This window comes from Catenulispora sp. MAP12-49 (assembly GCF_041262705.1).
Lineage (GTDB): Bacteria > Actinomycetota > Actinomycetes > Streptomycetales > Catenulisporaceae > Catenulispora.
Window position 1 is genome coordinate 62,690 of record NZ_JBGCCP010000028.1, and the last position, 25,651, is coordinate 88,340.

A 25,651-nucleotide genomic window follows, 5' to 3' on the forward strand; every position below is an offset into this window, starting at 1 on the left:
CTGGCCAGTGGCCCCCTCGCCGCCGACGTCACCCCGCCGACCAACTACGAGGACCTCTCGTTCTTCGGCCGGGACCCGTGGTGGCTGATCCTGATCAAGGTCGTCGCGGTCTTCGCGTTCCTGGTCGTCGTGGTCCTGATGGCGATCCTGTTCGAGCGCAAGATCGTCGGCTACATGCAGCAGCGCATCGGGCCCAACCGCACCGGCCCCTGGGGCATGCTCCAGTCGCTGGCCGACGGTGTGAAGCTGATGCTCAAGGAAGACATCATCCCCACCGCGGCGGACAAGATCGTCTTCATCCTGGCCCCGCTGATCTCGACCATCCCGGCGTTCCTGGCGATCGCCGTGGTGCCCTTCGGGCCGGCGGACAACCAGGTGTCGATCTTCGGGCACCGGACCCCGCTGCAGCTGACCGACCTGCCGGTGGCCCTGCTGTACGTGCTGGCCGCCACCTCGATCGGGATCTACGGCATCGTGCTGGCCGGCTGGGCCTCCGGCTCGACCTACCCGCTGCTGGGCGGCCTGCGCTCGACGGCGCAGATGATCTCCTACGAGATCGCGATGTCGCTGTCCTTCGTGGCGGTGTTCATCTACGCCGGCACGATGAGCACCTCGGGCATCGTGGCCAGCCAGCACAGCTGGTGGAACTGCCTGCCGCTGCTGCCCTCCTTCGTCATCTACGTGGTGTCGATGGTCGGCGAGACCAACCGCGCGCCCTTCGACCTCCCCGAGGCCGAGGGCGAGCTGGTCGGCGGCTTCCACACCGAGTACTCCTCGATCAAGTTCGCGCTGTTCTTCCTGGCCGAGTACATCAACATGGTCACCGTCTCCTCGCTGGCCGTGCTGATGTTCCTCGGCGGCTGGCACGCCCCCTGGGGCGTGGTCTCGGTCTGGCACGGCGCGAACAGCGGCTGGTGGCCGATCATGTGGTACGTCGGCAAGCTGGTCCTGTTCATGCTGTTCTTCTTCTGGCTGCGGGCCACGCTGCCCCGCCTGCGCTACGACCAGTTCATGAAGCTGGGCTGGAAGGTGCTGATCCCGTCCTCGCTGGTGTGGCTGCTGGCGGTGGCCATCGTGCGGACGCTGAAGAACCAGGGCGACCTGAACCGCTCGCACCTGGTCTACATCCTCGGTCCGGTGATCGCGGTACTGGTGATCGCCTGGATCGTGAGCGAGCTGCGCTACCGGCAGACCAGCGCCCAGGAGAAGGCCGAGGAGGCCGCCGCGGCGGCCAAGCCGTTCGACCCCATGGACGGCGGGTTCCCGGTGCCGCCGCTGCCCGGCCAGGCGGTGCCGGCGTTCACGCCGCGCCGTCCTCGGGCCGCCCTGGTGGGCGCCGTGGTGGAGGCCACCGAACTCGAAGCAGGAGACTCCGATGTCTGACGAGCAGAACCCTTACTCCGGTAAGGAGAAGCCGAAGAACCCGCTCGCCGGGGTCGCGGGGTTCGGCGTCACCTTCTCGACGATGTTCAAGAAGCGGACGACCGAGCAGTACCCCGAGGAGCCCAAGCAGACCGCGCTGCGGTTCCACGGCCGGCACCAGCTCAACCGGCACCCCGACGGGCTGGAGAAGTGCGTCGGCTGCGAGCTGTGCGCCTGGGCCTGCCCGGCGGACGCCATCTACGTGGAGGGCGCGGACAACACCGACGACGAGCGCTACTCCCCCGGGGAGCGCTACGGCCGCGTCTACCAGATCAACTACCTGCGCTGCATCCTGTGCGGGCTGTGCATCGAGGCGTGCCCGACCCGGGCGCTGACCATGACCAACGAGTTCGAGCTCGCGGACAGCTCTCGGGCCAGCCTCATCTACACCAAGGACGAGCTGCTCGCCGGGCTGACCGAGGGCATGGTCGAATCGCCGCACTCGATCTTCCCGGGCATGACCGCCCAGGACTACTACGAGGGCAAGGTCACCGCGGCCGCACCGGGCACCGTCCCGCAGCAGCGCAGCTCGGCCAAGCCCGACCCGGACGGGGAGGACGCGTGATGAGCCTTCCGCTCGCTGTCGCCGATCAGGGTGTCACCCTGGCCGCCGGGCTGAGCAAGACCTCCGACGGCGAGGCCTTCCAGTTCTACGTCCTCGGCGCGGTCGCCCTGCTCGGGGCCCTGGGGACGGTCTTCTCCAAGAAGGCCGTGCACTCGGCGCTCTCGCTGGCCACGACCATGATCTGCCTGGCGATGTTCTACCTGGCGCAGGGGGCCTACTTCCTCGGCGTGGTGCAGATCGTCGTCTACACCGGCGCGATCATGATGCTGTTCCTGTTCGTGCTGATGCTGGTCGGCGTCTCCAGCGCCGACTCCCTGGTGGAGACCATCAAGGGCCAGCGCAAGCTGGCGGTGCTGGCCGGGGTCGCCTTCGCGGTCCTGGTCATGGTGGCCCTGGGCCACGCGCGGCTGGGGACCTTCGTGGGCGCGGGGCAGGCCAACGCCGGCGGCGGCAACGTCAAGAACCTGGCGGACCTGATCTTCAGCAAGTACTTCTGGGCCTTCGAGGTCACCTCGGCGCTGCTGATCACCGCCGCGGTCGGCGCGATGGTGATGACCCACCGGGAGCGCCTGGTGGCCAAGAAGTCGCAGAAGGAACTGGTCGAGGAGCGGGTGCGCACCGGCAAGCGGATGACGCCGCTGCCGACGCCGGGTGTCTACGCGCGGCACAACGCGGTGGACGTCCCCGCGCTGCTGCCCGACGGCTCGGTCGCCGAGGACTCGGTGAACGCCACGCTGGTGGCCCGCACTCCCGTGCGCGACGCGGTCGGACTGACCGCGGTGACCCGGGAGAACATGGCGCTGCCGCACCAGGGCGAGGCTCCCGAACTTGAGAACGCCTCGTCGAACGGTGCTTCTTCGAACGGAGCCGCCGAATGAACCCGGCCAACTACCTGTTCCTGTCGGCGCTCCTGTTCACGATCGGCGCCTTCGGGGTGCTGATCCGCCGGAACGCCATCGTGGTCTTCATGTGCGTGGAGCTCATGCTCAACGCCGTGAACCTGTCGCTGGTGACCTTCTCCCGCATGCACGGCGACCTCACCGGCCAGGTCATCGCCTTCTTCACGATGGTGGTGGCGGCTGCGGAGGTCGTGGTCGGACTGGCCATCATCGTGTCTGTGTTCCGCACCCGCCGCTCGGCCTCGGTCGACGACGCAAACCTGCTGAAGTACTGAGAGGCGGGCCGAGTAAGCAATGGAAAGTCTCATCTGGCTTGTCCCCGGACTGCCGCTCTTCGGCGCGGCGATCCTGCTCCTGGGGGGCAAGCGAACCAACGCCTGGGGGCACCTGCTCGGGTGCCTGACGGCGCTGGGCAGCTTCGCCCTCGCGGCCGGGCTGTTCTTCACCATGCTCGGCAAGCACGGCGCCGCGCGCACCATGCACCAGCACCTGTACACCTGGATCCCGGTGCCCGGCACGGGCCAGAACCCGTTCCAGGCCGACGTGGCCTTTCAGCTCGACCAGCTCTCGGTGGTCTTCATCCTGCTGATCACGGGTGTCGGATCGCTGATCCACATCTACTCGGTCGGCTACATGAGCCACGACCCCGAGCGCCGGAAGTTCTTCAGCTACCTGAACCTCTTCCTCGCGGCGATGCTGATCCTGGTGCTGGCCGACAACTACCTGCTGCTGTACGTCGGCTGGGAGGGCGTCGGTCTGGCCTCCTACCTGCTGATCGGGTTCTGGCAGTACAAGCCCAGCGCGGCGGCCGCGGCGAAGAAGGCGTTCGTCGTCAACCGCGTCGGCGACGTCGGGCTCTCGATCGCGATCATGCTGATGTTCGTCACCTTCGGGACGTTCAACTTCTCCAACCCCGGCGGGAGCGGCCAGTCGCCGGCGAACCAGATCGGCGTGTTCGGTCTGGCGCCGGAGGCCTCCAAGGGCACGCTGACCGCGATCGGCATCATGCTGCTGCTGGCCGCCTGCGGCAAGTCGGCGCAGTTCCCGCTGCAGTCCTGGCTCGGCGACGCGATGGAGGGCCCGACCCCGGTCAGCGCCCTGATCCACGCCGCGACCATGGTGACCGCCGGCGTCTACCTGATCGTCCGCTCGCACGCGATCTTCGACCTGTCGCCGACCGCGCGCCTGCTGGTGACCATCGTCGGCGCGATCACGCTGCTGTTCGGCGCGATCGTCGGTTGCGCCAAGGACGACATCAAGAAGAGCCTGGCCGGCTCGACGATGTCGCAGATCGGCTACATGATCCTGGCCGCGGGCCTGGGCCCGCTCGGCTACGCGTTCGCGATCATGCACCTGGTCACCCACGGCTTCTTCAAGGCCGGGCTGTTCCTGGGCGCCGGGTCGGTCATGCACGGCATGGACGACGAGGTGAACATGCGCCGCTACGGCGCCCTGCGCAAGTACATGCCGATCACCTTCGGCACGTTCTTCCTGGGCTACCTCGCGATCATCGGCTGCCCGCCGTTCTCCGGGTACTACTCCAAGGACCACATCATCGAGGCCGCGTTCAGCAAGGGCGGCACCTCGGGCTTGATCCTGGGCGGCTGTGCCCTGCTCGGCGCGCTGATCACCGCGTTCTACATGACCCGCATGGTGATCATGACGTTCTTCGGCGAGAAGCGCTGGGAGGCCAACGCCGAAGGGCACGAGCCGCACCCGCACGAGTCGCCGTTCAGCATGGCGCTGCCGATGCTGCTGCTGGCGGTCGGTTCGGTCGCCGCGGGCTTCCTGTTCAACCTGAACAACGCCTTCGTCGACTGGCTGGAGCCGGTGACCGGGCCGCGGCCGGAGGGCAAGCTGCCCGGCGGTCTGAGCTCGGCGGAGCTGTCGATCATCATCCTGGTGGCGGTGGCCATCGGCGTCACGATCGCGATCGTCCAGTACGGGACCCGCAAGGTGCCCTCCGTCGCCCCGCGCGGCAGCTTCATCACCGTGGCGGCCCGCAAGGACCTGTACGGCGACGCCTTCAACGAGGCGGCGCTGATGCGTCCCGGCCAGTACCTGACCCGCACCCTGGTCTACACCGACAACCGCGGCGTGGACGGGGCGATCAACGGTCTGGCCGCGCTGGTCGGCGGGACGTCCGGGCGGCTGCGACGGCTCCAGACCGGATACGTCCGCTCCTACGCCCTGTCCATGTTCGGAGGAGCGGCCGCCCTGGTCGCCGCGATCCTCTTCGCGAAGCTCTAAAGGGAGAGATGGAGATGAGCAGCTTTCCCTGGTTGACCACGCTGGGCGTCGTCCCGCTGGTCGGATCGGCCGCGGTCGCCGTGGTCGCGAAGGAGAAGAGCGAGGCCGCCAAGAAGATCGCGCTGTCCTTCAGCGTGGCCACGCTCGGCATCGGCATCGCGATGGCGACCCAGTTCAAGAAGGGCGGCGCCCGGTTCCAGTTCACCGAGAGCCACCAGTGGATCAAGGCTTTCAACATCAACTACGGGCTCGGGGTCGACGGCATCGCGCTGGTGCTGATCCTGATGACCCTGGTGCTGATGCCGGTGGTGATCCTGGCCGGCTGGCACGACGCCGACGAGGCGCAGGCCGACGGCCGCCGCTCGGTGCGCGCCTACTTCTCGCTGTACCTGCTGCTGGAGACCATGATGATCGGGGTCTTCGCGGCCACCGATCTGTTCCTGTTCTACGTGTTCTTCGAAGCCATGCTGATCCCGATGTACTTCCTCATTGGCGGCTTCGGCGGACCGCAGCGGTCCTACGCGGCGGTGAAGTTCCTGCTGTACTCGCTGTTCGGCGGCCTGTTCATGCTGGCCGCGCTGATCGGCCTGTACGTGGCCTCGGGCAAGCACCTGGGCACCGGTACCTTCGACTTCCAGACGCTGGCCAACGCGGTGAGCTCCGGCCAGCTGGGCATCAGCCCGGGACTGGGCAAGGCGCTGTTCCTCGGGTTCTTCGTGGCCTTCGCCGTGAAGGCGCCGCTGTTCCCGTTCCACACCTGGCTGCCGGACGCCGCCGCCGAGGCCACGCCCGGCTCGGCGGTGCTGCTGGTCGGCGTGCTGGACAAGGTCGGCACCTTCGGGATGCTCCGGTACTGCCTGGAGCTGTTCCCGGGGGCGTCGAAGTTCTTCACGCCGCTGGTGATCGGGATGGCGATCGTCGGCACCATGTACGGTGCGCTGCTGGCCATCGGCCAGACCGACATCAAGCGCCTGATCGCCTACACCTCGATCTCGCACTTCGGGCTGATCACCCTCGGGGTGTTCGCGATGACCTCGACCGGTCAGAGCGGCGCCTCGCTGTACATGGTGAACCACGGTCTGTCGACCGGCGCGCTGTTCATCGTCGCCGGCTTCCTGATCTCCCGTCGCGGATCGCAGCTGATCGACGACTACGGAGGCGTGAACAAGGTCGCGCCGAAGCTGGCCGGCGTGTTCCTGATCGCCGGGCTGTCCTCGCTGGCGCTGCCGGGCCTGTCCTCCTTCGTCTCGGAGTTCCTGGTCCTGGTCGGCACCTTCGAGCGCTACAAGGCGGTGGCGATCGTGGCCACCGCGGCGATCATCCTGGCCGCGCTGTACGTGCTCTGGCTCTACCAGCGGACCATGACCGGCCCGCTGAAGGCGGGGCTGGAGGGCATGAAGGACCTGCGGGCGCGTGAGGTGGTCGCCGTGGCGCCGCTGATCGCGCTGATCATCGGCCTGGGCTTCTACCCCAAGCCGGTGCTCGACATCGTGAACCCCTCCGTCAACACCACTCTGCAGCACGTTCACCAGCAGGACCCGGCTCCGGCCGTGAACGCGGTGCAGACTTCGGAGAAGGTGGACTCCAAGTGAGCGCTCTGACGACTCTCCTCGCCGCCGCGCCGGGCGCTCCGTCCACACCCGGCGGCCTGACCTCCACGGCGGCGAACACCTTCACGGCGCCGCAGGTGGAGTACCGGGCGCTGATGCCGATGCTGGTGGTGTTCGGCGCGGCCACGGTCGGCATCCTCATCGAGGCCTTCCTGCCGCGCACGCGGCGCTACTGGGCCCAGGTCGCGGTGTCGCTGGCCGGGGTCCTGGTGGCCCTGGGCTTCGTGATCGCCAACCACGGCATGGCCCAGACCACCGCCTCGGACGCGGTGTCGGTGGACGGCGTGACGCTGTTCCTGCAGGGCACCATCCTGGCGCTGGCCCTGCTGGCGCTGCTGCTGGTGGCCGAGCGCGGCACCGCGGTGGTCGACCTGGACGCGTTCACCGCGCAGGGCGCCACCACCCCGGGTTCGGGCGGCGAGCGCGCGGCGGACACCGCGGGCCTGCGGACCACCGAGGTCTTCCCGCTGATGCTGTTCTCGGTCGGCGGCATGCTGCTGTTCCCGGCCGCGAACGACCTGCTGACCTCCTTCGTGGCGCTGGAGGTGCTGTCGCTGCCGCTGTACCTGCTGTGCGGGCTGGCGCGCCGGCGCCGCCTGCTGTCGCAGGAAGCGGCGATGAAGTACTTCCTGCTCGGGGCGTTCTCCTCGGCGTTCTTCCTGTACGGCATCGCGATGCTGTACGGCTACGCCGGCTCGGTGCGGCTGTCGGACATCGCGACCGCGATCTCCTCGGCCCCGCACTCGGACGTGCTGGTGCTGGTGGGGATCGCGCTGCTGGCGGTCGGACTGCTGTTCAAGATCGGCGCGGTGCCGTTCCACTCCTGGACCCCGGACGTGTACCAGGGCGCGCCGACCCCGATCACCGGGTTCATGGCCGCCGCCACCAAGGTGGCCGCGTTCGGAGCCCTGCTGCGCATCGTCTACGTGGCGCTGCCCGGCCTGCGCTGGGACTGGCGCCCGGTGCTGTGGGGCGTGGCGGTCCTGACCATGCTGGCCGGCGCGGTGCTGGCGATCACGCAGCGCGACATCAAGCGGATGCTGGCGTACTCGGCGATCCTCAACGCCGGGTACATCCTGCTCGGCGTGATCTCCACGACGACCAGGGGCGTCAGCGCGACGCTGTTCTACCTGGCGGCGTACGGGTTCGCCACGATCGGCGCGTTCGCCGTGGTGACGCTGGTGCGCGAGTCGGTGCGCGGCGGCTCGGAGTCCGGGGACGGCGGCGAGGACGGCTCGGTGACAATCGGCGGCGAGGCCACCGACCTGTCGTCCTGGGCGGGCCTGGGGCGCCGCTCGCCGTTGCTGGCGGCCTGTTTCACGGTGTTCCTGCTGGCCTTCGCGGGCATCCCGCTGACCTCCGGCTTCACCGGGAAGTTCGCGCTGTTCACGGCGGCGATCGACGGCGGCGCCTGGCCGCTGGTGATCGTCGGTGTGATCGCCTCGGCCGCGGCGGCGTTCTTCTACGTCCGGGTCATCGTGCTGATGTACTTCAGCGAGCCGCTCCGGGACGAGGTCTCCGGGCCGGTCGTGGTGGTGCCCTCGCCGATGACGACGATCGCGCTCACCGTCACGGTGGTGCTCACGATCGCCCTCGGTGTCATCCCGCAGATGGCGCTGGACCTCGCGGACAAGGCGGCGTACTTCGTCCAATAGCTCCGCCACGCAGCGCGACGCCCCGGACCGCCTCGGTGGTCCGGGGCTCTTTTCTGCCCGCTGGTACGTTGACCGGCCGGGGCGCCTCTTCCTTGAAAGTGCTGCCGGATAACCTAGGAGCGAACATGTGAAGCACCTGTGACGAATGAGCGCGACCCCGACCGACCGCCCGCCACCGCCCCGACCTGGAAGGCCGCCGCAGTGAGTACTCCCGGCACGCTGACCCCGCCGCTTCTACAGACGTCGCAGGGCTGGGGTCCGTTCGCGATCGCCATGCAGCAGGACGAGACCCTGTCCGTGGCCCTGAAGGACGGCCTGCTGCGGGTGGAGGAGGTGCTGCTGAACTACACCCGCAGCGACCACGCCTACATCAGCGAGATCACCTCGCACCTGGCCCAGGCCGGCGGCAAGCGCACCCGGCCGCTGCTGGTGCTGCTGGCCGCGCAGTTCGGCGACCCGGCCCTGGCCGGCGTCGTGGAGTCCGCGGTGGTGGTGGAGCTGACCCACCTGGCCACGCTCTACCACGACGACGTCATGGACGAGGCGGCGCTGCGCCGCGGCGTGGCCTCGGCGAACCAGCGCTGGGACAACTCGCTGGCCATCCTGTCCGGCGACTTCCTGTTCGCCCGCGCCTCCAGTCTGTTGTCCGAGCTGGGCCCGGACGCCGTGCGCATCCAGGCCGAGACCTTCGAGCGTCTGGTCAGCGGCCAGATCTCGGAGTCGGTGGGCCCGAAGAACGGCCAGAACCCGGTGGACCACCACCTGGAGGTCCTGGCCGGCAAGACCGGCTCGCTGATCGCCACCGCCGCCCGCTTCGGCGCGATGTTCTCCGGCTGCACCGCCGAGCAGGAGCAGATACTGGCGGAGTTCGGCGAGCAGTTCGGGGTGGCGTTCCAGCTCTCCGACGACCTGCTGGACATCGCCTCGGAGTCCGAGCAGTCCGGCAAGACGCCGGGCACGGACCTGCGCGAGGGTGTCCACACCCTGCCGATGCTGATCGCGCTGGCGATGGACGGCTCGGCCGACCGCGAGACCGCGCGGCTGCAGGAACTGCTGCGGACCGACCTGTCGGTCGACGACGCGGCCTTCGACGAGGCGCTGGCGCTGCTGCGCGCGCACCCGAGCATGGAGCAGGCGCGGGACGTGGTGCGCGGGTACGCGGAGAAGGCTAAGGCGGTGCTGGAGCCGCTGCCGGAGATGCCGGCGAAGGAAGCGATGAAGGCGCTGTGCGACGTGGTGATCTCGCGGACGACCTGACGCCTGGTTGGTGACCGAAGCGCGCCGACGACCCCCCTCGGTCGTCGGCGCGCTTCGTCGTCTGGCCTGGGAGATCTCCGGGCGTGCGGGATCCTCAGGCCAGGGCTTCGACGAACCCGATGACCGCCGCGTCGAACTCGTCGGGGTCCTCCAGGTTCGGGTAGTGCGCGGTGCCGGCGATCGTGATCTTCCGGGCGTCCGCCACGCTGTCGGCGAGCCGCTCGGCGTTGTGCCGGTGGTCGTCGGAGTCGGCGCCGCCGATGACGGCCATGACCGGGATGGTCAGCCCGGCCGCGCGGGCCCAGGTGTCCGCGGCGTGCTCGGACCAGTCCTTCTCGTCGGCGGTGTGCTTGAGCCAGGTCTTCGTGGTCATCTCCTCGATCAGTGCCGGGATCGCGGGGTCCAGGTCGGACAGCTCGCGGTGCGGACCGCTGGTGAACTTGTTCCAGACCTTCAGGGCGCCCGGGATGTCGCCGGCGAACAGCGGCGGCCAGACCTGCGCCAGGGTCTCGCCGGTCCAGCCGTCGACGAACCGCGGCTCGCTGGTCCCGGCGCCGCTGACCACCAGCGCGCGCACCAGATCGGGGTGCTCCAGGGCGGTGTCGGTGGCGGTCGCGGCACCCATCGAGACGCCGACCAGGACGGCCGGGCCCGCGTCCAGGCGGCGCAGCAGGGCCGCGACGTCGTCGGTGTGCCGGAAGGGGGCGGCCGCGTTAGTGCTGTCGCCGTGGCCGCGGGCGTCCGGGGCGACGACGCGGCAGAGCGTCGGCAGGGTCCGCAGCTGCGGGGTCCACATGCGGTGGTCGAGGAAGCCGCCGTGGAGCAGGACGACGAGGGGCCCGGTGCCCCGGTCCCGGTAGGCCAGCCGGCCGCCGTCGGGGAGGGTCGCGTACTGAAGCTCGCTCATGACACCTAAGGTGCCATTCTCGCGGCGACTTGGCAACCGAGGTGTCATACTGCGGAGGTGACGGATGAACCGCTTCCCTCCGAGGAACTCGCCGTGCGGCTGGCCGAGATCTACCTGCTGGTCGGGCCGCTGTACCGGCGGGTGCTGCGCAAGGTGGAGCTCGGCGAGGAGATCGAGGGCGTCGGCGTCGGCGTGCGCGCGGTGCTGGACATGCTGCGCCTGAGCGGGCCGATGACGGTGCCGCAGATGGGCCGGGCGCAGGCGCTGAGCCGCCAGTTCGTGCAGCGCACGGTGAACGACGCCGCGGAGCGCGGGCTGGTCGAGGCGGTACCGAACCCTGCGCACCGGCGGTCTTCGCTGATCCGGCTCACCGAGGCCGGCCGCGCGGCGATCGAGCTGGTGATCGCGCGCGAGCACGGGCTGCTCGGCCAGGTCGGGGGCGGGCTGACTCAGGCCGACGTGGACGCCTGCGCCAAGGTGCTGTCGAGCATGCTGGCCGCGGTCTCGGACGTGGAGGTGGACTGAGCGGGGGCGGGTTCGAGTCCGGGCCCGGATGCGGGCTCGGACGCGGGCTCGGGCTCGGCTTCGTTCTGGGCGGATTCGTTCTGGGCGGACTGAGCGGGCCGCCTGCGGGCGGCGCGCAGCGCGTCGACCGTCAGCAGCACCAGCGCGAGCCAGACGATCAGGAACCCGGCCAGCCGTGCCAGCGGCACCGACTCGTGCTGCACCAGCACCCCGCACAGGAACTGCAGGATCGGCGCCAGGAACTGCAGCAGACCGACCACCGACAGCGGAAGCCGGTTGGCCGCGGCCCCGAAGCAGATCAGCGGCACGACCGTCACCGGCCCGGCGAGCACTAGCAGCGAGGTGTTCCCGGCCCCGTGGTGCGCGAAGTCGAGCGTCCCGTGCGTCCCGAGCCACACCAGGTATCCGATGGCGGGCAGGAACTGGAGCGTCGACTCCACCGCCATCGCCTCGGCGGCCGGCACCGCCGCGAGCTTCTTGAGCAGCCCGTACGTCCCGAAACTCACGGCCAGCACCAGCGCGATCCACGGCACCTTGCCGTACCCGACGGCCAGCACCAGCACGGCCACCGCCCCGACCCCCACCGCGGCCCACTGCAACCGCCGCAGCCGCTCCCGCAGCAGGAAGACCCCGAACAGCACGGTCACCAGCGGGTTGATGAAGTACCCGAACGCGGTGTCGACGGTGTGCCCGTGGTTGACGGACCAGATGTACACGAACCAGTTGACGGAGATGGCAGCCGCGGCCCCGGCGAGCAGCGCGACCTTGCGGGGGGTCCGCAGCAACTCGCGCACCCAACCCCACCGCGCCCCGCCGCCCGGCACCCGCCGCACGGCCAGCAGCACCAGCACGGCCAGCAGCGACCACGCCATCCGGTGCGCGAGGATCTCCCCGGCCCCGGCGGGCTCCAACAGCGGCCAGTAGAGCGGGAAGAGCCCCCACGCTCCGTACGCCGCGACCCCGAATCCCACCCCGAGCCGCCGCTCAGCGGCGCTCCCGCTCTCTCCCATGAGGGACAGGATAGGGCGGTGAGCTGGTTCTGTCACAGGTGGATCGCGGGTTGGACTGTTACAGGACACGCCGCCGGGCCGGCCGCTGCCGAACCCGTCGCCGAGCCCTGCCGCCGAGCCCTGTGCCAGCCCTGCCGCCGAGCCCCGCCATCCACAGCAAAGCGCCCCCGGACCATCGGTCCGAAGGCGCCTGCCTCACTCACCAACCCGCCGCTACTCGTCGTCCCCGTGCTCGCGCGGCAGCAGCTTGTACGTCGGGTTCGCCATCGCCAGGTGCCCCTCCATCTCGCCGACCATGCCCTCCACCCGCATGATCGCGCCCGGCTCGATACCCGGGATCGAGCGCCGGCCGTAGAACACCAGCGTGATCCCGCCGGAGGCGTCGTAGAGCTCGGCCTCCAGCGCGGGGGAGCCCTTGACCGGGGACACCGCGACCGAGCGGATGCGGCCCTCGACCGCGGCGCGCTGGCGCCACTGGACCGTGGAGATCGGGCTGACCGGGACCGGGACGCCGTGGCCGGGGTCGGGGATGTTCGTGCACTCGGCGTCCAGGAGCATCTTCTTCGTGGAGCGCGGCTTGCCGGCCACGGCGTCGCCCTCCTTCGCCTTGGGCTTGTGGCCCTTCTCGGCCTGCTCCAGTTCCTCGATGGCCTCGACCACGTCGAAGGGCACGATGGTGGCCACCACGTGCGGCAGCGTCGACAGGACCTCGGCCAGGCGGTCGGCTGTGCGGTCGTGCAGGAGGCGGCCGACGATCGGGGAGTACGTGCGGCGCGGGAGCAGGACCGTCACCTCGTAGCCCTCGGCGGTCTCGCGGGCGGCCAACTCCATCGCCGCGCGGCGGATGCGGCGGTCGGGGACCTCGATGACCTCCAGCGGGATGTCCGCGGCCTGGGAGGCGTCCCACTGGTTGCGCAGATGCTCGGCGTACAGGTTGTCGACCATCAGGTGGACGGCGCGGACCTCGGTCGGGCGCAGGGAGCGCGCGTAGCGCAGCGTCTTGATGACCGCCAGGTCCACCGAGTCGACCAGGACCATGACCGAGGTCTGGGTGCGGGTCGGCAGCTCCGCCGAGGCCGGCGCCTTGGCCAGGGCCTCGGCCTCGCGGCGGTAGCGCTTGTTCAGCTGGATCAGGCCGAACACGGCCGGCGGGAAGACGATCACGACCATCCACGCGCCCTCGGTGAACTTCACCGTCGCGAAGATCACCACGACCGCGAAGGACATCACCGAGGCCGAGCCGGCCACGAACAGCTTCCACCAGCGGTGCGGCTCGTTGCGGCTCCAGTGGTACTTGAACAGACCGGCGGAGGCCATCACGAAGCCGGTGAACACCCCGATCGCGTACAGCGCCACCAGCGAGGTCAGGTTGCCGCCGGTGCCGATGAGCAGGGCCAGCGACAGGATCGTGAGCACCACGATGCCGTTGGAGAACGCCAGGCGGTGCCCGCGCACGAGGAACTGCCGGGGCAGGAAGTTGTCCTCGGCGACGAACGAGGTCAGGAACGGGAAGCCGTTGAACGAGGTGTTGCCGCCGGTGTAGAGGATCAGCGCGGTGGCCAGCTGCACCAGGGTCAGCATCACGAACCCGAAGCCCTGGCCGCCCCAGGTGATCTTGGTGATCTGGGCCAGCACCGTCGGGTTGCCGCTGCTGTAGGGGTTGGTCTTCAGCTGCCAGGCCAGGATCGAGATGCCCAGCACCAGCGAGCCCAGCGCGGTGGACATCCAGATCATCGTCTTGGCGGCGTTCCTGCCGGCCGGCTTCTTGAACACCGACACGCCGTTGGAGATGGCCTCCAGGCCGGTCAGCGAGGAGCCGCCGTTGGCGAAGCCCTTCAGGATCCACAGGACCGCGGTGACCTGGAACAGCGTCCCGGTGTAGGTGCCCAGCGGCAGCGCGCCGCCGGCCTGGTCGTGCAGGCTGGGCGCCTGCGGCAGCCCGGTGGTGGCCAGCTTGACCAGGCCCACCAGGACGGTCACGCCGGCCATCGCGATGTAGAAGTACGCCGGCACCGCGAACGAGCGGCCGGCCTCGCGGATGCCGCGCAGGTTGCCGAAGCACAGCAGGATGATCACGAAGACCGAGACGTAGATCTTCCAGCTGTCGATGTTGACGTGGAAGGTGAACGTCATCCAGGACGCGATGGCGTCCGTCCCGGCCGCGATCTGCACCGCCACCGTCACGATGTAGTCGATGAGCAGGGCGACCGCGGCGATCTGGGCGACCTTCTGCCCGAAGTTCTCCCGGGCCACCACGTAGGCCCCGCCGGCCTTGGTGTAGTGCCGGACCACGTCGCGGTAGCACAGTGTCAGCAGGAGCAGCAGGCCCAGGATCACCCCGGTGACCGGCATGACCAGGATGAAGCCCACGGTGCCGAAGTAGGGCACGAGCTGGGTCAGCATCTGCTCGGTGCCGTACGCCGAGGAGGAGACGCAGTCCGGTGCCAGCACCCCCAGGGCCACCGGGTTCGACAGCTTCTCCCCGTGCAGCTGGTCGTTGACCAGCGGCGTGCCCAACAGCCGCTTCTTGACCCGGTAGCCCAGGCTCTCCGGGAGGTTCACGTCCGGGGCCAGCGCCCCGGGCGTGGCGACCGGTACCTTCGCCCCCGCGCCGGCCCTCTTCGGAGCGGCCGTGCCGGTACTGCTCATCGCGTGGTGCCTCATTTCGGCGCAGGTCCAAAGGTCCAACATGGTCCCTATGCCCATGCCGAAGGTCTGTCCTATCACCTCCGAGATCAGATCATCCAACTTGGGGGCGTTTGCATTTCGTTTGCACCAAGCGCGAACGCCCTTGCCCGCACGCGGGAGGGGCGTTCACGATCATGGGCGAAACGTGTGCGACCAGGGCTGTCGCACCGCTGTCGAACTCATCGGCCGGGCGGGGCCGAACGGGGGAGTGTCATCGACCTCTCACGTCCCGCTCACGATCTCTCACGAGATCGTCCACGTGTCGGACCCGGTCAGCAGTTCGGCGAGTTTGCCCGAGCCCAGGGTGCGCGCCGACTCGTCCAACTGGGCGCTCATCAGGGCGTCGTAGGTCGGCCGGGTGACGTCCCGGAACACGCCGATCGGGGTGGGCGAGAGCGTCGTGGGGTCGGGCAGCCGGGACAGCGCGAAGGCCAGGTCCGGCTCGGGGGCGTGGGCGTCGTGCACCAGCACCGCGTCCCCGGCCTGCTCCAGCGGCACCACCTTCAGCGTGGCGTCGGGCATCCGGACGATCCCGTACCGCTCGGTCTCGGGGCCGAAGGCGATCGGCTTGCCGTGCTCCAGCCGGATCAGGTGCCGGTCCTTGACCGTGTTGTCCTTCAGGTTCTCGAAGGCGCCGTCGTTGAAGATGTTGCAGTTCTGGTAGATCTCGACCAGCGCCGTGCCCTGGTGCTCGGCCGCGGCCTGCAGCACCGAGGTCAGGTGCTTGCGGTCGGAGTCGATGGTGCGGGCCACGAAGGTCGCCTCGGCGCCCAGGGCCAGGGAGACCGGGTTGAACGGGGCGTCCAGCGAGCCGTACGGCGTGCTCTTGGTGATCTTGCCCAGCTCGGAGGTCGGCGAGTACTGGCCCTTGGTCAGCCCGTAGATCCGGTTGTTGAACAGCAGGATCTTCAGATTGACGTTCCGGCGCAGCGCGTGGATCAGGTGGTTGCCGCCGATGGACAGCGCGTCGCCGTCGCCGGTGACCACCCAGACCGACAGGTCCGGCCGGGAGGAGGCAAGTCCGGTCGCGATCGCCGGGGCGCGGCCGTGGATGGAGTGCATCCCGTAGGTGTTCATGTAATACGGGAAGCGCGAGGAGCAGCCGATCCCGGAGACGAAGACGATGTCCTCCCGGGCGATGCCCAGGGACGGCATGAATCCCTGGACCGCGGCCAGGATGGCGTAGTCCCCGCAGCCGGGGCACCAGCGGACTTCCTGGTCTGTCTTGAAGTCCTTGGTCGTGAGCTTCAGCAATTCCGGCATTAGACCCCCGCCTTTTCTTCCTGGTCGACCGCGTCCGTCCCGATCAGGTCCTTGATCACTCCGGCCAGCTCGGCCGCCTTGAACGGCAGGCCGCGCACCTGGTTGTAGCCGACCGCGTCCACGAGGTAGCGGGCGCGGACGAGCATGGAGAGCTGCCCGAGGTTCATCTCGGGGATGAGCACTCTGTCGTACTCCTTCAGTATGCGCCCGAGATTCGCCGGGAAGGGGTTCAAATGACGCAAGTGGGCGTGCGCGACGGCCTGCCCGCCCCGGCGGACCTGGCGGCAGGCCGCCTGGATCGGGCCGAAGGTCGAGCCCCAGCCCAGGACCAGGACCTTCGCCCGGCCGGAGCCTGCTTCTGAATCGGACCCGGTGTCGACCGCCAGGTCCGGGACGTCGATGCCGGCCACCTTGGCGGCCCGGGTGCGCACCATCAGGTCGTGGTTCGCCGGGTCGTAGGAGATGTTGCCGGTGCCGTCGGCCTTCTCGATGCCGCCGATCCGGTGCTCCAGGCCCGGGGTGCCGGGGATGGCCCACGGCCGGGCCAGGGTCTGCGGGTCGCGCAGGAACGGCCAGAACGCCTCGGTGCCGTCCTCCAGCGTCTTGTTCGGGCCGGTGGCGAAGTCCGGGGCGATCACCGGCAGGTCGGCGACGTCCGGGATGCGCCAGGGCTCCGAGCCGTTGGCCAGGTAGCCGTCGGAGAGCAGGAACACCGGGGTCCGGTAGGTGACGGCGATCCGCGCGGCCTCCAGGGCGGCGTCGAAGCAGTCGGCCGGGGACTGCGGCGCCACGATCGGCACCGGCGCCTCGCCGTTGCGCCCGAACATGGCCAGGAACAGGTCGGACTGCTCGGTCTTGGTCGGCAGGCCCGTGCTCGGGCCGCCGCGCTGGATGTCGCAGATCACCAGCGGCAGCTCCAGGCTCACCGCCAGGCCGATGGTCTCGCCCTTGAGCGCGATGCCGGGGCCGGAGGTGGTGGTGACGCCGAGCGCGCCGCCGAAGCTGGCGCCCAGGGCCGCGCCGATGCCGGCGATCTCGTCCTCGGCCTGGAAGGTCCGCACGCCGTGGTTCTTGTGCTTGCTCAGCTCGTGCAGGATGTCCGAGGCCGGGGTGATCGGGTAGGCGCCCAGGAACATCGGCAGGCCGCTCTGGTGGCTGGCCGCGATCAGGCCGTACGCCAGTGCCAGGTTGCCGTGGATGTTCCGGTAGGTGCCCTTGGGCATCGGCGCCGGGGCGATCTCGTAGGAGACGACGAAGTCCTCGGTCGTCTCCCCGTAGTTCCACCCGGCCCGGAAGGCCGCCACGTTCGCGGCCGCTATGGCCGGCTTCTTGGCGAACTTCTTCTCCAGGAACGCCAGCGTGGCCTCGGTCGGCCGGTGGTACAGCCAGGACAGCAGGCCGAGCGAGTACATGTTCTTCGCGCGCTCGGCGTCCTTGCGGGAGATGTCGTGGCCCTCCAGGACCTTGACCGTCTGCGTGGTCAGCGCGACCCTGTGCACCTTGTAGGCGTCCAGGGAGCCGTCCTCCAGCGGGTCGGCGGCGTAGCCGACCTTGGTCAGCGCGCGGGGTGTGAACTCGTCGGTGTTGACGATGATCGTGCCGCCGCGCGGGACGTCCTTCAGGTTCGCCTTCAGCGCCGCCGGGTTCATCGCCACCAGCACGTCCGGCGCGTCGCCGGGGGTGAGGATGTCGTGGTCGGCGAAGTGCAGCTGGAACGCGGACACGCCGGGCAGGGTCCCGGCAGGGGCCCGGATCTCGGCGGGGAAGTCGGGCAGCGTCGACAGGTCGTTGCCGAACGCCGCGGTCTCGGAGGTGAACCGGTCGCCGGTGAGCTGCATGCCGTCGCCTGAGTCTCCGGCGAAACGGATGATGACCCGGTCGACCTTCTCAACCTGCTTGGTCATGGGAACCCGCCCTGTTGTGAAAAATAATCGTGACCCGCAGTACCAATGCTACGGCGAGTAAGTTTCCCGGAGCTGTAGTGGGATTGCTCGGATGTCTTACAACGCGGAACCGCGGTGAAAATGATGTAAAGAAAGGCGGGTCGCCTTGCGGCGCCCGCCCATGATCGGCTAATGCGGCTTCAAACCCGGGCTCTTCCCGGTTTTGGTCCCGGAATGCCTGGTCAGAGCCCGATCGGCGACTCGTTACGGCCGGCCCAGCGCCCGGTAGGTCCAGCCCGCGGCCCGCCAGGCCGCCGCGTCCAGCGCGTTGCGGCCGTCGATGATCCGGGCGTCCCGGACCTGCTCGCGCACCGCGACCGGGTCCACGTCCCGGAACTCCTGCCACTCGGTGAGGTGCAGGATCACGTCGGCCTGCTGCGCCGCCTCCATCGCCGAGGCGGCGTAGGACAGCGTCGGGAACATCTTGCGGGCGTTGTCCATGGCCTTCGGGTCGTAGACGGTGACCTGCGCGCCCTGCAGGTTTATCGACGCCGCGACGTTCAGCGCGGGGGAGTCGCGGATGTCGTCGGACTCCGGCTTGAACGCCGCGCCCCAGACCGCGACGCGCTTGCCGAGCAGCGAGCCGTCGCACTGTTCGCGGGCCAGGTCCACGGTGCGGGCGCGGCGCCGCATGTTGATGGCGTCGACCTCCTTCAGGAAGGCCAGCGCCTGGTCCACGCCGAGCTCGCCGGCCCGGGCCATGAACGCCCGTATGTCCTTGGGCAGGCAGCCGCCGCCGAAGCCCAGGCCCGGGACCAGGAAGCGGCCGCCGATGCGCGGGTCGTAGGACAGCGCCTCGGACAGCTGCATGACGTCGGCGCCGGCCGCCTCGCACACCTCGGCCATCGCGTTGATGAAGGAGATCTTGACCGCGAGGAAGGAGTTCGCGGAGACCTTGACCAGCTCGGCGGTCGGGAAGTCGGTGACCACCAGCGGCACCTCCTCCTCCAGCAGCCGCGCGTAGACCTGCCGCAGGTCCGCCTCGGCCGCGGCCGAGCGCACGCCGACGACCAGGCGGTCCGGGTGCAGCGTGTCCTTCACGGCCCAGCCCTCGCGCAGGAACTCCGGGTTCCACGCCAGTTCGGCGTTCGGCGCGAGCTCGGCGATCCGGTCGGCCAGCCGGGCGGCGGTCCCGACCGGGACGGTGGACTTGCCGACCAGCAGCGAGCGGCCCTGGTGCGCGATCGCCCGCGCCACCGACTCGAACGCGGCGTCGACATAGGACATGTCGGCCGCGTACTCGCCCTTCTTCTGCGGAGTGCCCACGCTGACGAAGTGCACCGCGCCCTCGCCGGCCCACTCGGCCAGCTCGGCGTAGTCGGAGGTGAAGGACAGGCGCCCGGCGGCGATCTGCGCGCGCATCAGGTCCTGCAGGCCGGGCTCGTAGAACGGGACGTCGCCGGCGGCCAGTGCGGCGACCTTCTCCACGTCGACGTCCAGGCCCATGACCTCGAAGCCGAGTTCGGCCATGCACGCGGCGTGGGTGACACCGAGGTATCCGGTGCCGATCACCGTGATCCGCACTTGTGTCTCCGATCTGCTGGGATGTCCGTCGAACGACCAAAGAGTAGACGGACAGTCTATGGAGATCCCTCACGCGAAAGGACCAGATCTTCTCGGCGTTGCCGTACCTCCGGCGACGCCCCCGGTGCCCGGTCGCGCAGCGCACCGGTGTGACGCCGCATCGTGTCTTCCGTGCCGCCGGTTGAGGGCGAGAGTACAAGCGGTTGCGTGAAGGTTCGCTGAAGCGGTTCATCGGAGTCCCGCGCCCCGGCGGTCCTCACCGGCGATTCAGGACCCTGACAGGTGATCACGCCTCGTAAGCGACTAAGGCGCAACGGGTAGGCGAACAGATGTCCTTGGTCGGACGTTTCCCGACTCGTGGTCCGCTCCACGCGCCTAGATTGATCGCTCGAGGAAACTTCGAAGATTTAGCTCGAGTGTTGGGCGGAATGCCATGGACACTGTTCGGGACGAGAGCGGACGGGTGCTGGTGGACCGTGCTGAGAACGGGCGCTACCGCTGGCGGGCGAAGGCGAGCAACGGACGGATCGTGGCCATCTCCGCCCCCGCGTACTCCGCGGCGGACGAGGCGCGCCGGGCTTACTCCCGCTTACGCCGCGACGCGCCCAATCTGTCGGCGCGCATCAGCCACGTGAAGGACGGGGCGGGCTGGACCTGGGTCCTCCAGTCGTCCAGCGGGACTCCTCTGGCCCGCTCGATCCGCTCCTATGAGCGCTACGCAACCTGTCAGATAGCGGTCGCCAAGTTCCTGGCGCTGCTGGCCGCCGACGGCTGAGATGCCCGCCGCCCTGATGGTGCGCGCGGGCGGCGACGGCGACCTGACCTGGGTCCTGCTGGCCGCGAACGGCCGGCCGCTGGCCCGCTCCGCCGGCGCCTACCGGAGCGACGAGGCGCTGGACGCGGCCTGGCGCGAACTGGTCGCCGACCGCCAGGTCCTGAGCATCCGCCTGGGCCGCGACGGCGACGGCCCGGACTGGTGGTGGTCGGCGGCGCTGCCGGTGCGCGTCACCGGCACCGGCATGAGCGCCGGCGTGGTGGTGGCGCGCAGTGCCCGCGGGTATCTGCGGCCCGACCAGTGTCGTGGGGGCGCTTCGGGGTTCCTCAACGCCCTGTCGGGGTTCGCGCGGCGCGGGCGCTGAGGCGCGCCCGGCAATCCTCCTCTCCGAAGGCCCGCCGCCGTCCCCGGCAGATGAACGCGGGACTCCGAAGACGGCACCACCGCGCCACTGCCGGAAGCACACCAGGAACCGTCCGCTGATGTATCAGGATCCTCACACGTGCCGCCAGCAGCGCATCTGTGCGCCGCGCGGTCCGCGGGGCCGGCGCGGGCGCAGATCAGCGCTCTGGTCCCGATCGTGGCGTTCGGCGAATCTCAATCCCGCAAGGACCAGTCCCCCTTGCAGGAGGAAAAGCAATGCGTTCTGTCACCCGCAAGCTCGCCATCACCTCGGCGATCGCCGCGGCCGCCCTGGGCGCCGTGGTGGCGTCGAACGGCGCCGCGCTGGCCGACCCGCCGTCGGGCACCACCCCGGCCGCCACCGACATCGTGGCCGCCGGCTCGGACACCATCCAGGCGCTGGACAACGGCGTGTCGGCTGCCTACAACGCCACCAGCCCGGCCTCGAAGTTCTACAGCTGGGACGCCACCCCGGCCGGCAACATCACGCCGAAGTCCGGCGCGAGCACGATCGCCCGGCCGAACGGTTCCGGCTCCGGCATCACCGCGCTGAACAGCACCACCCACACGACGCTGGACATCGCCCGCTCCTCGCGCGGCCCGAACTCCGGCACCACCGACTGGTTCATCCCCTTCGCGACGGACGCGGTCGGCTGGTCCGCCTACACCGGCGGCAACGCCCCGCACGACCTGAGCAGCTCCGACCTGCAGGGCATCTACAACTGCACCATCACCAACTGGAACCAGATCACCGACGAGGGCACCCTGCCGAACGCCCCCATCGACGTGTTCATCCCGCAGTCCGGCTCCGGCACGCGGTCCTTCTGGCTGGGCGCGCTGGGCATCACGACCACCCCGTCGTGCTGGAAGGCCACCACGCCGGAGGAGAACGAGGGCACCGACGCGGCCTTCGCCGGCGACGTCAACGCGATCTTCCCCTACTCCCTGAGCCACTACGTCGGCCAGGTCTACGACGGCAAGGGCACCACCACGGACGCCCCCGGGGTCCTGGACGCCAACCGCTCGATCGACGGCACCGAGCAGCTCGACACCGTCAACAAGGTGTGGAACTCGAACCTGTCGCTGACCTACACCCGCAACGTCTACCACGTCGTGCGCCAGGCCGACTGGGCCGACGCCACCGAGGGCCCGCGTCTGAAGGCCCTGCTGGGCCGCTCCGTGAACAACGGCTGGCTGTGCAAGAACGGCGCCAGCCTGATCACCAGCTACGGCTTCCAGACCCTGGGCAACGCCTGCGGCACGCTCCAGGCCGGCATCTGACGATCCCCGGGATCGCAGTCCCCTGATTTATCGGAAGTGCACAACGGCCGGGCCCGACGCCAGGCGTCCACGGACGTTCCGGCGGGCCCGGTCCTTCCCCGTTGTCCGTCCCGCAGTACCGCCTCTCAAGGAGTCCCCATGAACCGCACCGTCGTGCGCTCGCTGGCCGCCGCCGCGGCGATCGCCGCGACCGCCGTCGCGCTCCCGTCCGCCAGCGCGACCGGCACCCCGGCTTCCGGGAGCGTCGCCGTGACCGCTTCGAACACCTTCCTGACCGCCGCGCTGCAGTCCGGCATCGCCGCCGTGCCGCTGCCGACGGCGACCGGGTCCTACGACCGCACCACCGGTGCCACCGCGACCTTCCCCGTCACCGGCGGCAACGCCGTCCTGGCCCGCTTCTACGGCACCGTCACGCTCGGCGGCGGGATCGCGTTCGCGGACACGCTGACCGGCAAGATCGTCTGCTTCCACCAGGTGACCCTGTCCGGCAGCACCCAGGAGATCTCCGCGGTGCCCGACGGCGGCACCACGCCGGTGAACCTGTTCGCCTTCGGCGACGACACCGTGGGCAGCGCCACCGGTGCCACGCCGCAGACGCTGACCGGCGAGGCCGACATCCCCGCCGACGGTGCCGCGTACCTGAACCAGGCTCTGCACACCACGTTCTTCACCGCCGGTCAGGCCGTCGGCTCGCTGAGCGCCAGCTACACCCCGGCCAGCTGAGGCTGCACCGCACCGCACCGCACCGCACCGCGACCGGCCGGCCGGCGTCGGCTGAGCAACGCCGGCTGAGCAATACCGGCTGACCGGCTGACCGGCACCGGCTGACCAACACCGGCTGACCGGCTGACCGGCTCAGCAACACCGGCTGAGCAACACCGGCCAACCGGTCGGCCGACCAGCACCCACCGACCGCGAACCGGGCGCCGGGCGATCCCCGCGCCTGGGCTCGCGGTCGGACACCGTTTCCGCCTTGGCCGCGTCGTGGACGGGCTCCCGTCGTCCGCGGGCGGGCGAATTGTATGCGTCCCCTGATTTTCGACCTCGGAGGTCCTCCCCATGTCGCCCCATGAAGCGGGAGCCGCCCGCCGGCGCAGAGGTCTGCGCGTCTACTGCGCGGCCGTACTCGCCTGGACGGTGAGTTTCATGACGGCCTTGGTCCTGCTGCCTCCGGGTGCGCACACCATCGCCACCGCGCACGCCGATGCCTCATCGGTCACCGTCGCGGGTCCGCCGGTCTGGATTCCGGCGACGCAGACCACCGGCGCCAAGGGCTCGGTGACCGTCTCCCAGACCGAGAACCTCGTCGACCAGATGGTCCACGTGTCCTGGACCGGGTTCACGCCGAGCACCCACGGCTCGTTCGTGGTGTTCGGGAACTCCAACGGCGGCAACTGGAACGCGGTCGGATACCCGGTCGTCGTCTACGAGTGCCGAGGCACCGACCCGAAGATCACCGACTGCTACGGCGGGTTCCACTACGGACAGGACCCCACGGCCGGATTCCAGCTCCCGTCCGAGTCCGCGGGCCTGCAGGCGCCGGACTTCCCGTCGAACGTGGTCGCGGCGGTGACCCGCGGCGACGGCACGGGCAGCGCGGACATCGAGATGTACACCGCGAGCCAGTCGCCGACCATGGGCTGCGACGCCACCCACCAGTGCTCGATCGTCGTCGAGCCCAACTACGGCGGCGACGCGCTGGGCTTCAGCACGGAGGACGGGTCGGCGGACTGCACCTACCACGACGGCGACACGGGCCTGAGCGGCGCGGCCACCGGAGCGGAGTACGAGACCGTCGGCGCGTCCGGGTTCGAGGACGGCGAGCAGTGCGCGTGGAACCAGCGCACGGTCGTCCCGGTCTCCTTCGCGCCGGTCCCCGCGGCGTGCCCGGCGAGCGCGACCGACGTCGCCGCCGAGGGCATGCCGATGCTCGACCGCGCCCTGACCCAGTGGGTCGTCGGCTCGTGCCTGGCCGGCGTCGACCCGGTCACCGTCCAGTACAGCAGCGACCTCACCGAGCCCGAGGCGCGTGCCGACTTCCTGCAGGGCAGGGCCGGAGCCGACGTGGCGTTCACGTCGCTGCCGGCGAGTCCCACGGCGGCCAGCGCGCGTCCCTACACCTACGTACCCCTGGGCAACACCGGCATCGCGATCGCCTTCTTCGTCGACGATCCCAAGACCCACCTGCCGATCACGAGCATGAAGCTCAACGCCCGGCTGGTGGCCAAGCTGCTGACCCAGTCCTACGACTACGAGAACTTCGTCGGTGCCAAGAGCGACACCGCTTCGGTCGCGGGGAACCCGGGCTGCCTGTTCAAAGACCCCGAGTTCATCGCGCTGAACCCGACGAACAACGCCTTCACCTGGCCGACCTGCGCCGCCCAGGACGGCTCCGAGCCGATCGTCGCCGGCGGCCAGAGCGACCTGGTCCGCGAGCTGACGACGTGGATCATGTCCGACCCCGACGCCAGCGCGTTCCTGAGCGGGAAGCCCGACCAGTGGGGCATGCACGTCGACAGCTTCTACAAGACGTCCGTGTACCCGTACCCGATCGACAGCTTCGTGGCCCAGGACGCCAGCGGCCCGCCGGTGGACCCGGGCACCGGGCTCCCGTATGACCCGCAGGGCACGCACCGGGACTACAACCGCCTCAAGGGATTCGAGTGGAACCCGATCCAGGCCGGGCTCGACGCCGTAGCGCGGAGCCTGGTCCTGCAGACGCCGACGTGCATCCTGCAGAACTACGAGGCGCCGGCCGGGCACGCCAAGTGCGGACCGCAGAACCTCGGCAGCCGCAGCCTGATCGCGATCATGGACAGCGGCCGCGCGGCCGCGTTCAGCTTCCCGACCGCGGCGCTGGCCAATGGCACGGGCGCCTACGTGACCCCGACCGCCCCCGGCATGGCCTCCGCGGCGCTGGACTACGTGACCGATCCCAAGACCGGCACCCAGTCGCTGCCCTGGGGCGTCGGCCACACCGGGTACGCCGGTGACACCGCCGCCTATCCGTTGACCGTCCCTAACTACGCGATGGCCCCGACGTCGGGGGTCTCGGCCGCCAAGGCCACCGACATCGCGGAGTTCCTGACCGCGGTCACCGACAGCCGTAGCGGTCAACTCCCCGGCAACCAGCCCGGGCAGCTCGCCCCCGGCTACGTCGGCGTCACTCCCGCGCAGGCTCAGCAGGCCGGCGCCGCGATCGCCAAGATCCGTGCCGGGGCCGCCCCGGGCGGCGCGCCCACCACCGTCACCGCCACCGGTCCGGTCACCGGCCAGCCGGCCACCTCCGGCAACGTCGTGGTCACCCCGGTCACCACCACGAAGAACGGCACCGCGTCGGTCTCCTACATCACCAGCACCATCGGGTCCGGGGACGCCGGGGCGAACGGCGGCACCGGCTCCGGCGGTTCCGGCTCGTCGTCGAAGGGCGCTGCCGGTCCCGCCGGCAGCAGCGGCCCCGCCCACAGCCTCAGCGGCTCCACCGCCGCGGCCGCCCTGGGCAGCGTCAGCGCCGACACGGCGGGCTTCGGCCGGCTGATCCTGCCGATCCTGCTCATCGTCGGCCTGGTGCTGGTCGCCGCCGGTCCCGCCGCCCTGCTGCTGACCACCGGCGCCGCCGGGGCGAAGCTGCGGTCCCTGTGGCCGAACTCCGCGCGCCGGTTCGGGCGGTGAGCG

The 25,651-nt window shown here is 69.9% G+C and carries 20 protein-coding genes; 14 read left to right on the plus strand and 6 right to left on the minus strand.

The genetic code is table 11. The features are described 5' to 3' along the window. From nuoH to ABIA35_RS36525, 8 genes are all read left to right on the plus strand, one after another. On the plus strand, nt 1-1,383 hold the full coding sequence (gene nuoH, locus ABIA35_RS36490; RefSeq protein ID WP_370361000.1) for an NADH-quinone oxidoreductase subunit NuoH: 1,383 nt from the start codon (nt 1-3) through the stop codon (nt 1,381-1,383). After that, nucleotides 1,376-1,987 carry an NADH-quinone oxidoreductase subunit NuoI gene (gene nuoI, locus ABIA35_RS36495; RefSeq protein WP_370338350.1) on the plus strand — a complete coding sequence of 204 codons (612 nt, stop codon included), beginning with the start codon at nt 1,376-1,378 and terminating at the stop codon, nt 1,985-1,987. Before nuoH ends, nuoI begins: the two co-directional genes overlap by 8 nt. After that, a complete protein-coding gene (locus ABIA35_RS36500) occupies nt 1,987-2,865 on the plus strand; it encodes an NADH-quinone oxidoreductase subunit J (RefSeq protein ID WP_370338352.1) in 879 nt (292 codons plus the stop codon). Before nuoI ends, ABIA35_RS36500 begins: the two co-directional genes overlap by 1 nt. Then, nucleotides 2,862-3,161, plus strand: a complete 300-nt coding sequence (gene nuoK, locus ABIA35_RS36505) for an NADH-quinone oxidoreductase subunit NuoK (protein WP_194917194.1) — start codon at nt 2,862-2,864, stop codon at nt 3,159-3,161. The genes ABIA35_RS36500 and nuoK overlap by 4 nt, the downstream gene beginning before the upstream one ends. A 19-nt stretch (nt 3,162-3,180) precedes the next feature. Next, complete coding sequence (gene nuoL, locus ABIA35_RS36510; protein ID WP_370338354.1) at nt 3,181-5,136, plus strand: NADH-quinone oxidoreductase subunit L; 1,956 nt, start codon at nt 3,181-3,183, stop codon at nt 5,134-5,136. A 14-nt stretch (nt 5,137-5,150) separates the two neighbouring features. Continuing rightward, complete coding sequence (locus ABIA35_RS36515; RefSeq protein WP_370338356.1) at nt 5,151-6,728, plus strand: NADH-quinone oxidoreductase subunit M; 1,578 nt, start codon at nt 5,151-5,153, stop codon at nt 6,726-6,728. Further along, on the plus strand, nt 6,725-8,401 hold the full coding sequence (gene nuoN, locus ABIA35_RS36520; protein ID WP_370338358.1) for an NADH-quinone oxidoreductase subunit NuoN: 1,677 nt from the start codon (nt 6,725-6,727) through the stop codon (nt 8,399-8,401). Before ABIA35_RS36515 ends, nuoN begins: the two co-directional genes overlap by 4 nt. Before the next feature lie 273 nt (nt 8,402-8,674). After that, nucleotides 8,675-9,658 (plus strand): polyprenyl synthetase family protein, encoded by a 984-nt coding sequence (locus ABIA35_RS36525; RefSeq protein ID WP_370338488.1) that lies wholly within the window; start codon nt 8,675-8,677, stop codon nt 9,656-9,658. A gap of 94 nt (nt 9,659-9,752) precedes the next feature. Here ABIA35_RS36525 and ABIA35_RS36530 read toward each other — a convergent pair whose 3' ends face one another. After that, complete coding sequence (locus ABIA35_RS36530) at nt 9,753-10,565, minus strand: alpha/beta fold hydrolase (protein ID WP_370360975.1); 813 nt, start codon at nt 10,563-10,565, stop codon at nt 9,753-9,755. A gap of 57 nt (nt 10,566-10,622) precedes the next feature. Here ABIA35_RS36530 and ABIA35_RS36535 point away from each other — a divergent pair, with 57 nt between their 5' ends. Beyond that, a complete protein-coding gene (locus ABIA35_RS36535; RefSeq protein WP_370338363.1) occupies nt 10,623-11,090 on the plus strand; it encodes a MarR family winged helix-turn-helix transcriptional regulator in 468 nt (155 codons plus the stop codon). Here ABIA35_RS36535 and rarD read toward each other — a convergent pair. The 5 genes from rarD to ABIA35_RS36560 form a co-directional block, all read right to left on the minus strand. After that, the gene (gene rarD, locus ABIA35_RS36540; RefSeq protein ID WP_370360976.1) at nt 11,015-12,100 is read right to left on the minus strand and encodes an EamA family transporter RarD; all 1,086 of its coding nucleotides are present in this window, start codon (nt 12,098-12,100) and stop codon (nt 11,015-11,017) included. The two genes, ABIA35_RS36535 and rarD, sit on opposite strands and share 76 nt — an antisense overlap. A gap of 213 nt (nt 12,101-12,313) precedes the next feature. Next, complete coding sequence (locus ABIA35_RS36545) at nt 12,314-14,749, minus strand: amino acid permease (protein ID WP_370338365.1); 2,436 nt, start codon at nt 14,747-14,749, stop codon at nt 12,314-12,316. 282 nt (nt 14,750-15,031) lie between these two features. Next, nucleotides 15,032-16,051, minus strand: coding sequence for a 2-oxoacid:ferredoxin oxidoreductase subunit beta (locus ABIA35_RS36550; RefSeq protein WP_370360977.1), 1,020 nt, complete (start codon nt 16,049-16,051; stop codon nt 15,032-15,034). Next, on the minus strand, nt 16,051-17,955 hold the full coding sequence (locus ABIA35_RS36555; protein WP_370338369.1) for a 2-oxoacid:acceptor oxidoreductase subunit alpha: 1,905 nt from the start codon (nt 17,953-17,955) through the stop codon (nt 16,051-16,053). The genes ABIA35_RS36550 and ABIA35_RS36555 overlap by 1 nt, the downstream gene beginning before the upstream one ends. Before the next feature lie 243 nt (nt 17,956-18,198). Further along, nucleotides 18,199-19,518, minus strand: coding sequence for a UDP-glucose/GDP-mannose dehydrogenase family protein (locus tag ABIA35_RS36560; protein WP_370360978.1), 1,320 nt, complete (start codon nt 19,516-19,518; stop codon nt 18,199-18,201). A 433-nt stretch (nt 19,519-19,951) separates the two neighbouring features. Between ABIA35_RS36560 and ABIA35_RS36565 the strand changes: the two genes are divergently transcribed. The 5 genes from ABIA35_RS36565 (at nt 19,952) to ABIA35_RS36585 (ending at nt 25,648) form a co-directional block, all read left to right on the plus strand. Continuing rightward, nucleotides 19,952-20,293, plus strand: a complete 342-nt coding sequence (locus tag ABIA35_RS36565) for a DUF1508 domain-containing protein (protein WP_370338373.1) — start codon at nt 19,952-19,954, stop codon at nt 20,291-20,293. Nucleotide 20,294: 1 nt separating this feature from the next. Then, on the plus strand, nt 20,295-20,657 hold the full coding sequence (locus tag ABIA35_RS36570; protein ID WP_370338375.1) for a hypothetical protein: 363 nt from the start codon (nt 20,295-20,297) through the stop codon (nt 20,655-20,657). Between the two features lie 275 nt (nt 20,658-20,932). Beyond that, nucleotides 20,933-21,976: a PstS family phosphate ABC transporter substrate-binding protein gene (locus ABIA35_RS36575; RefSeq protein WP_370338377.1), complete on the plus strand. Its 1,044-nt coding sequence runs from the start codon at nt 20,933-20,935 to the stop codon at nt 21,974-21,976. Nucleotides 21,977-22,114: 138 nt separating this feature from the next. Further along, nucleotides 22,115-22,699: a hypothetical protein gene (locus ABIA35_RS36580; RefSeq protein ID WP_370360979.1), complete on the plus strand. Its 585-nt coding sequence runs from the start codon at nt 22,115-22,117 to the stop codon at nt 22,697-22,699. Nucleotides 22,700-23,122: 423 nt separating this feature from the next. Beyond that, nucleotides 23,123-25,648 carry a hypothetical protein gene (locus ABIA35_RS36585; RefSeq protein WP_370360980.1) on the plus strand — a complete coding sequence of 842 codons (2,526 nt, stop codon included), beginning with the start codon at nt 23,123-23,125 and terminating at the stop codon, nt 25,646-25,648. Nucleotides 25,649-25,651 lie beyond the last annotated feature (3 nt).

Excerpts from the sequence above, each read along its gene's own strand:
- nuoI (WP_370338350.1), top strand. The coding sequence starts at position 1,376 with ATGTCTGACGAGCAGAACCCTTACTCCGGTAAGGAGAAGCCGAAGAAC.
- ABIA35_RS36500 (WP_370338352.1), top strand. The coding sequence starts at position 1,987 with ATGAGCCTTCCGCTCGCTGTCGCCGATCAGGGTGTCACCCTGGCCGCC.
- nuoK (WP_194917194.1), top strand. The coding sequence starts at position 2,862 with ATGAACCCGGCCAACTACCTGTTCCTGTCGGCGCTCCTGTTCACGATC.
- nuoL (WP_370338354.1), top strand. The coding sequence starts at position 3,181 with ATGGAAAGTCTCATCTGGCTTGTCCCCGGACTGCCGCTCTTCGGCGCG.
- ABIA35_RS36515 (WP_370338356.1), top strand. The coding sequence starts at position 5,151 with ATGAGCAGCTTTCCCTGGTTGACCACGCTGGGCGTCGTCCCGCTGGTC.
- ABIA35_RS36525 (WP_370338488.1), top strand. The coding sequence starts at position 8,675 with ATGCAGCAGGACGAGACCCTGTCCGTGGCCCTGAAGGACGGCCTGCTG.
- ABIA35_RS36530 (WP_370360975.1), bottom strand. The coding sequence starts at position 10,565 with ATGAGCGAGCTTCAGTACGCGACCCTCCCCGACGGCGGCCGGCTGGCC.
- rarD (WP_370360976.1), bottom strand. The coding sequence starts at position 12,100 with ATGGGAGAGAGCGGGAGCGCCGCTGAGCGGCGGCTCGGGGTGGGATTC.
- ABIA35_RS36545 (WP_370338365.1), bottom strand. The coding sequence starts at position 14,749 with ATGAGCAGTACCGGCACGGCCGCTCCGAAGAGGGCCGGCGCGGGGGCG.
- ABIA35_RS36550 (WP_370360977.1), bottom strand. The coding sequence starts at position 16,051 with ATGCCGGAATTGCTGAAGCTCACGACCAAGGACTTCAAGACAGACCAG.
- ABIA35_RS36555 (WP_370338369.1), bottom strand. The coding sequence starts at position 17,955 with ATGACCAAGCAGGTTGAGAAGGTCGACCGGGTCATCATCCGTTTCGCC.
- ABIA35_RS36565 (WP_370338373.1), top strand. The coding sequence starts at position 19,952 with ATGGACACTGTTCGGGACGAGAGCGGACGGGTGCTGGTGGACCGTGCT.
- ABIA35_RS36570 (WP_370338375.1), top strand. The coding sequence starts at position 20,295 with ATGCCCGCCGCCCTGATGGTGCGCGCGGGCGGCGACGGCGACCTGACC.
- ABIA35_RS36575 (WP_370338377.1), top strand. The coding sequence starts at position 20,933 with ATGCGTTCTGTCACCCGCAAGCTCGCCATCACCTCGGCGATCGCCGCG.
- ABIA35_RS36580 (WP_370360979.1), top strand. The coding sequence starts at position 22,115 with ATGAACCGCACCGTCGTGCGCTCGCTGGCCGCCGCCGCGGCGATCGCC.
- ABIA35_RS36585 (WP_370360980.1), top strand. The coding sequence starts at position 23,123 with ATGACGGCCTTGGTCCTGCTGCCTCCGGGTGCGCACACCATCGCCACC.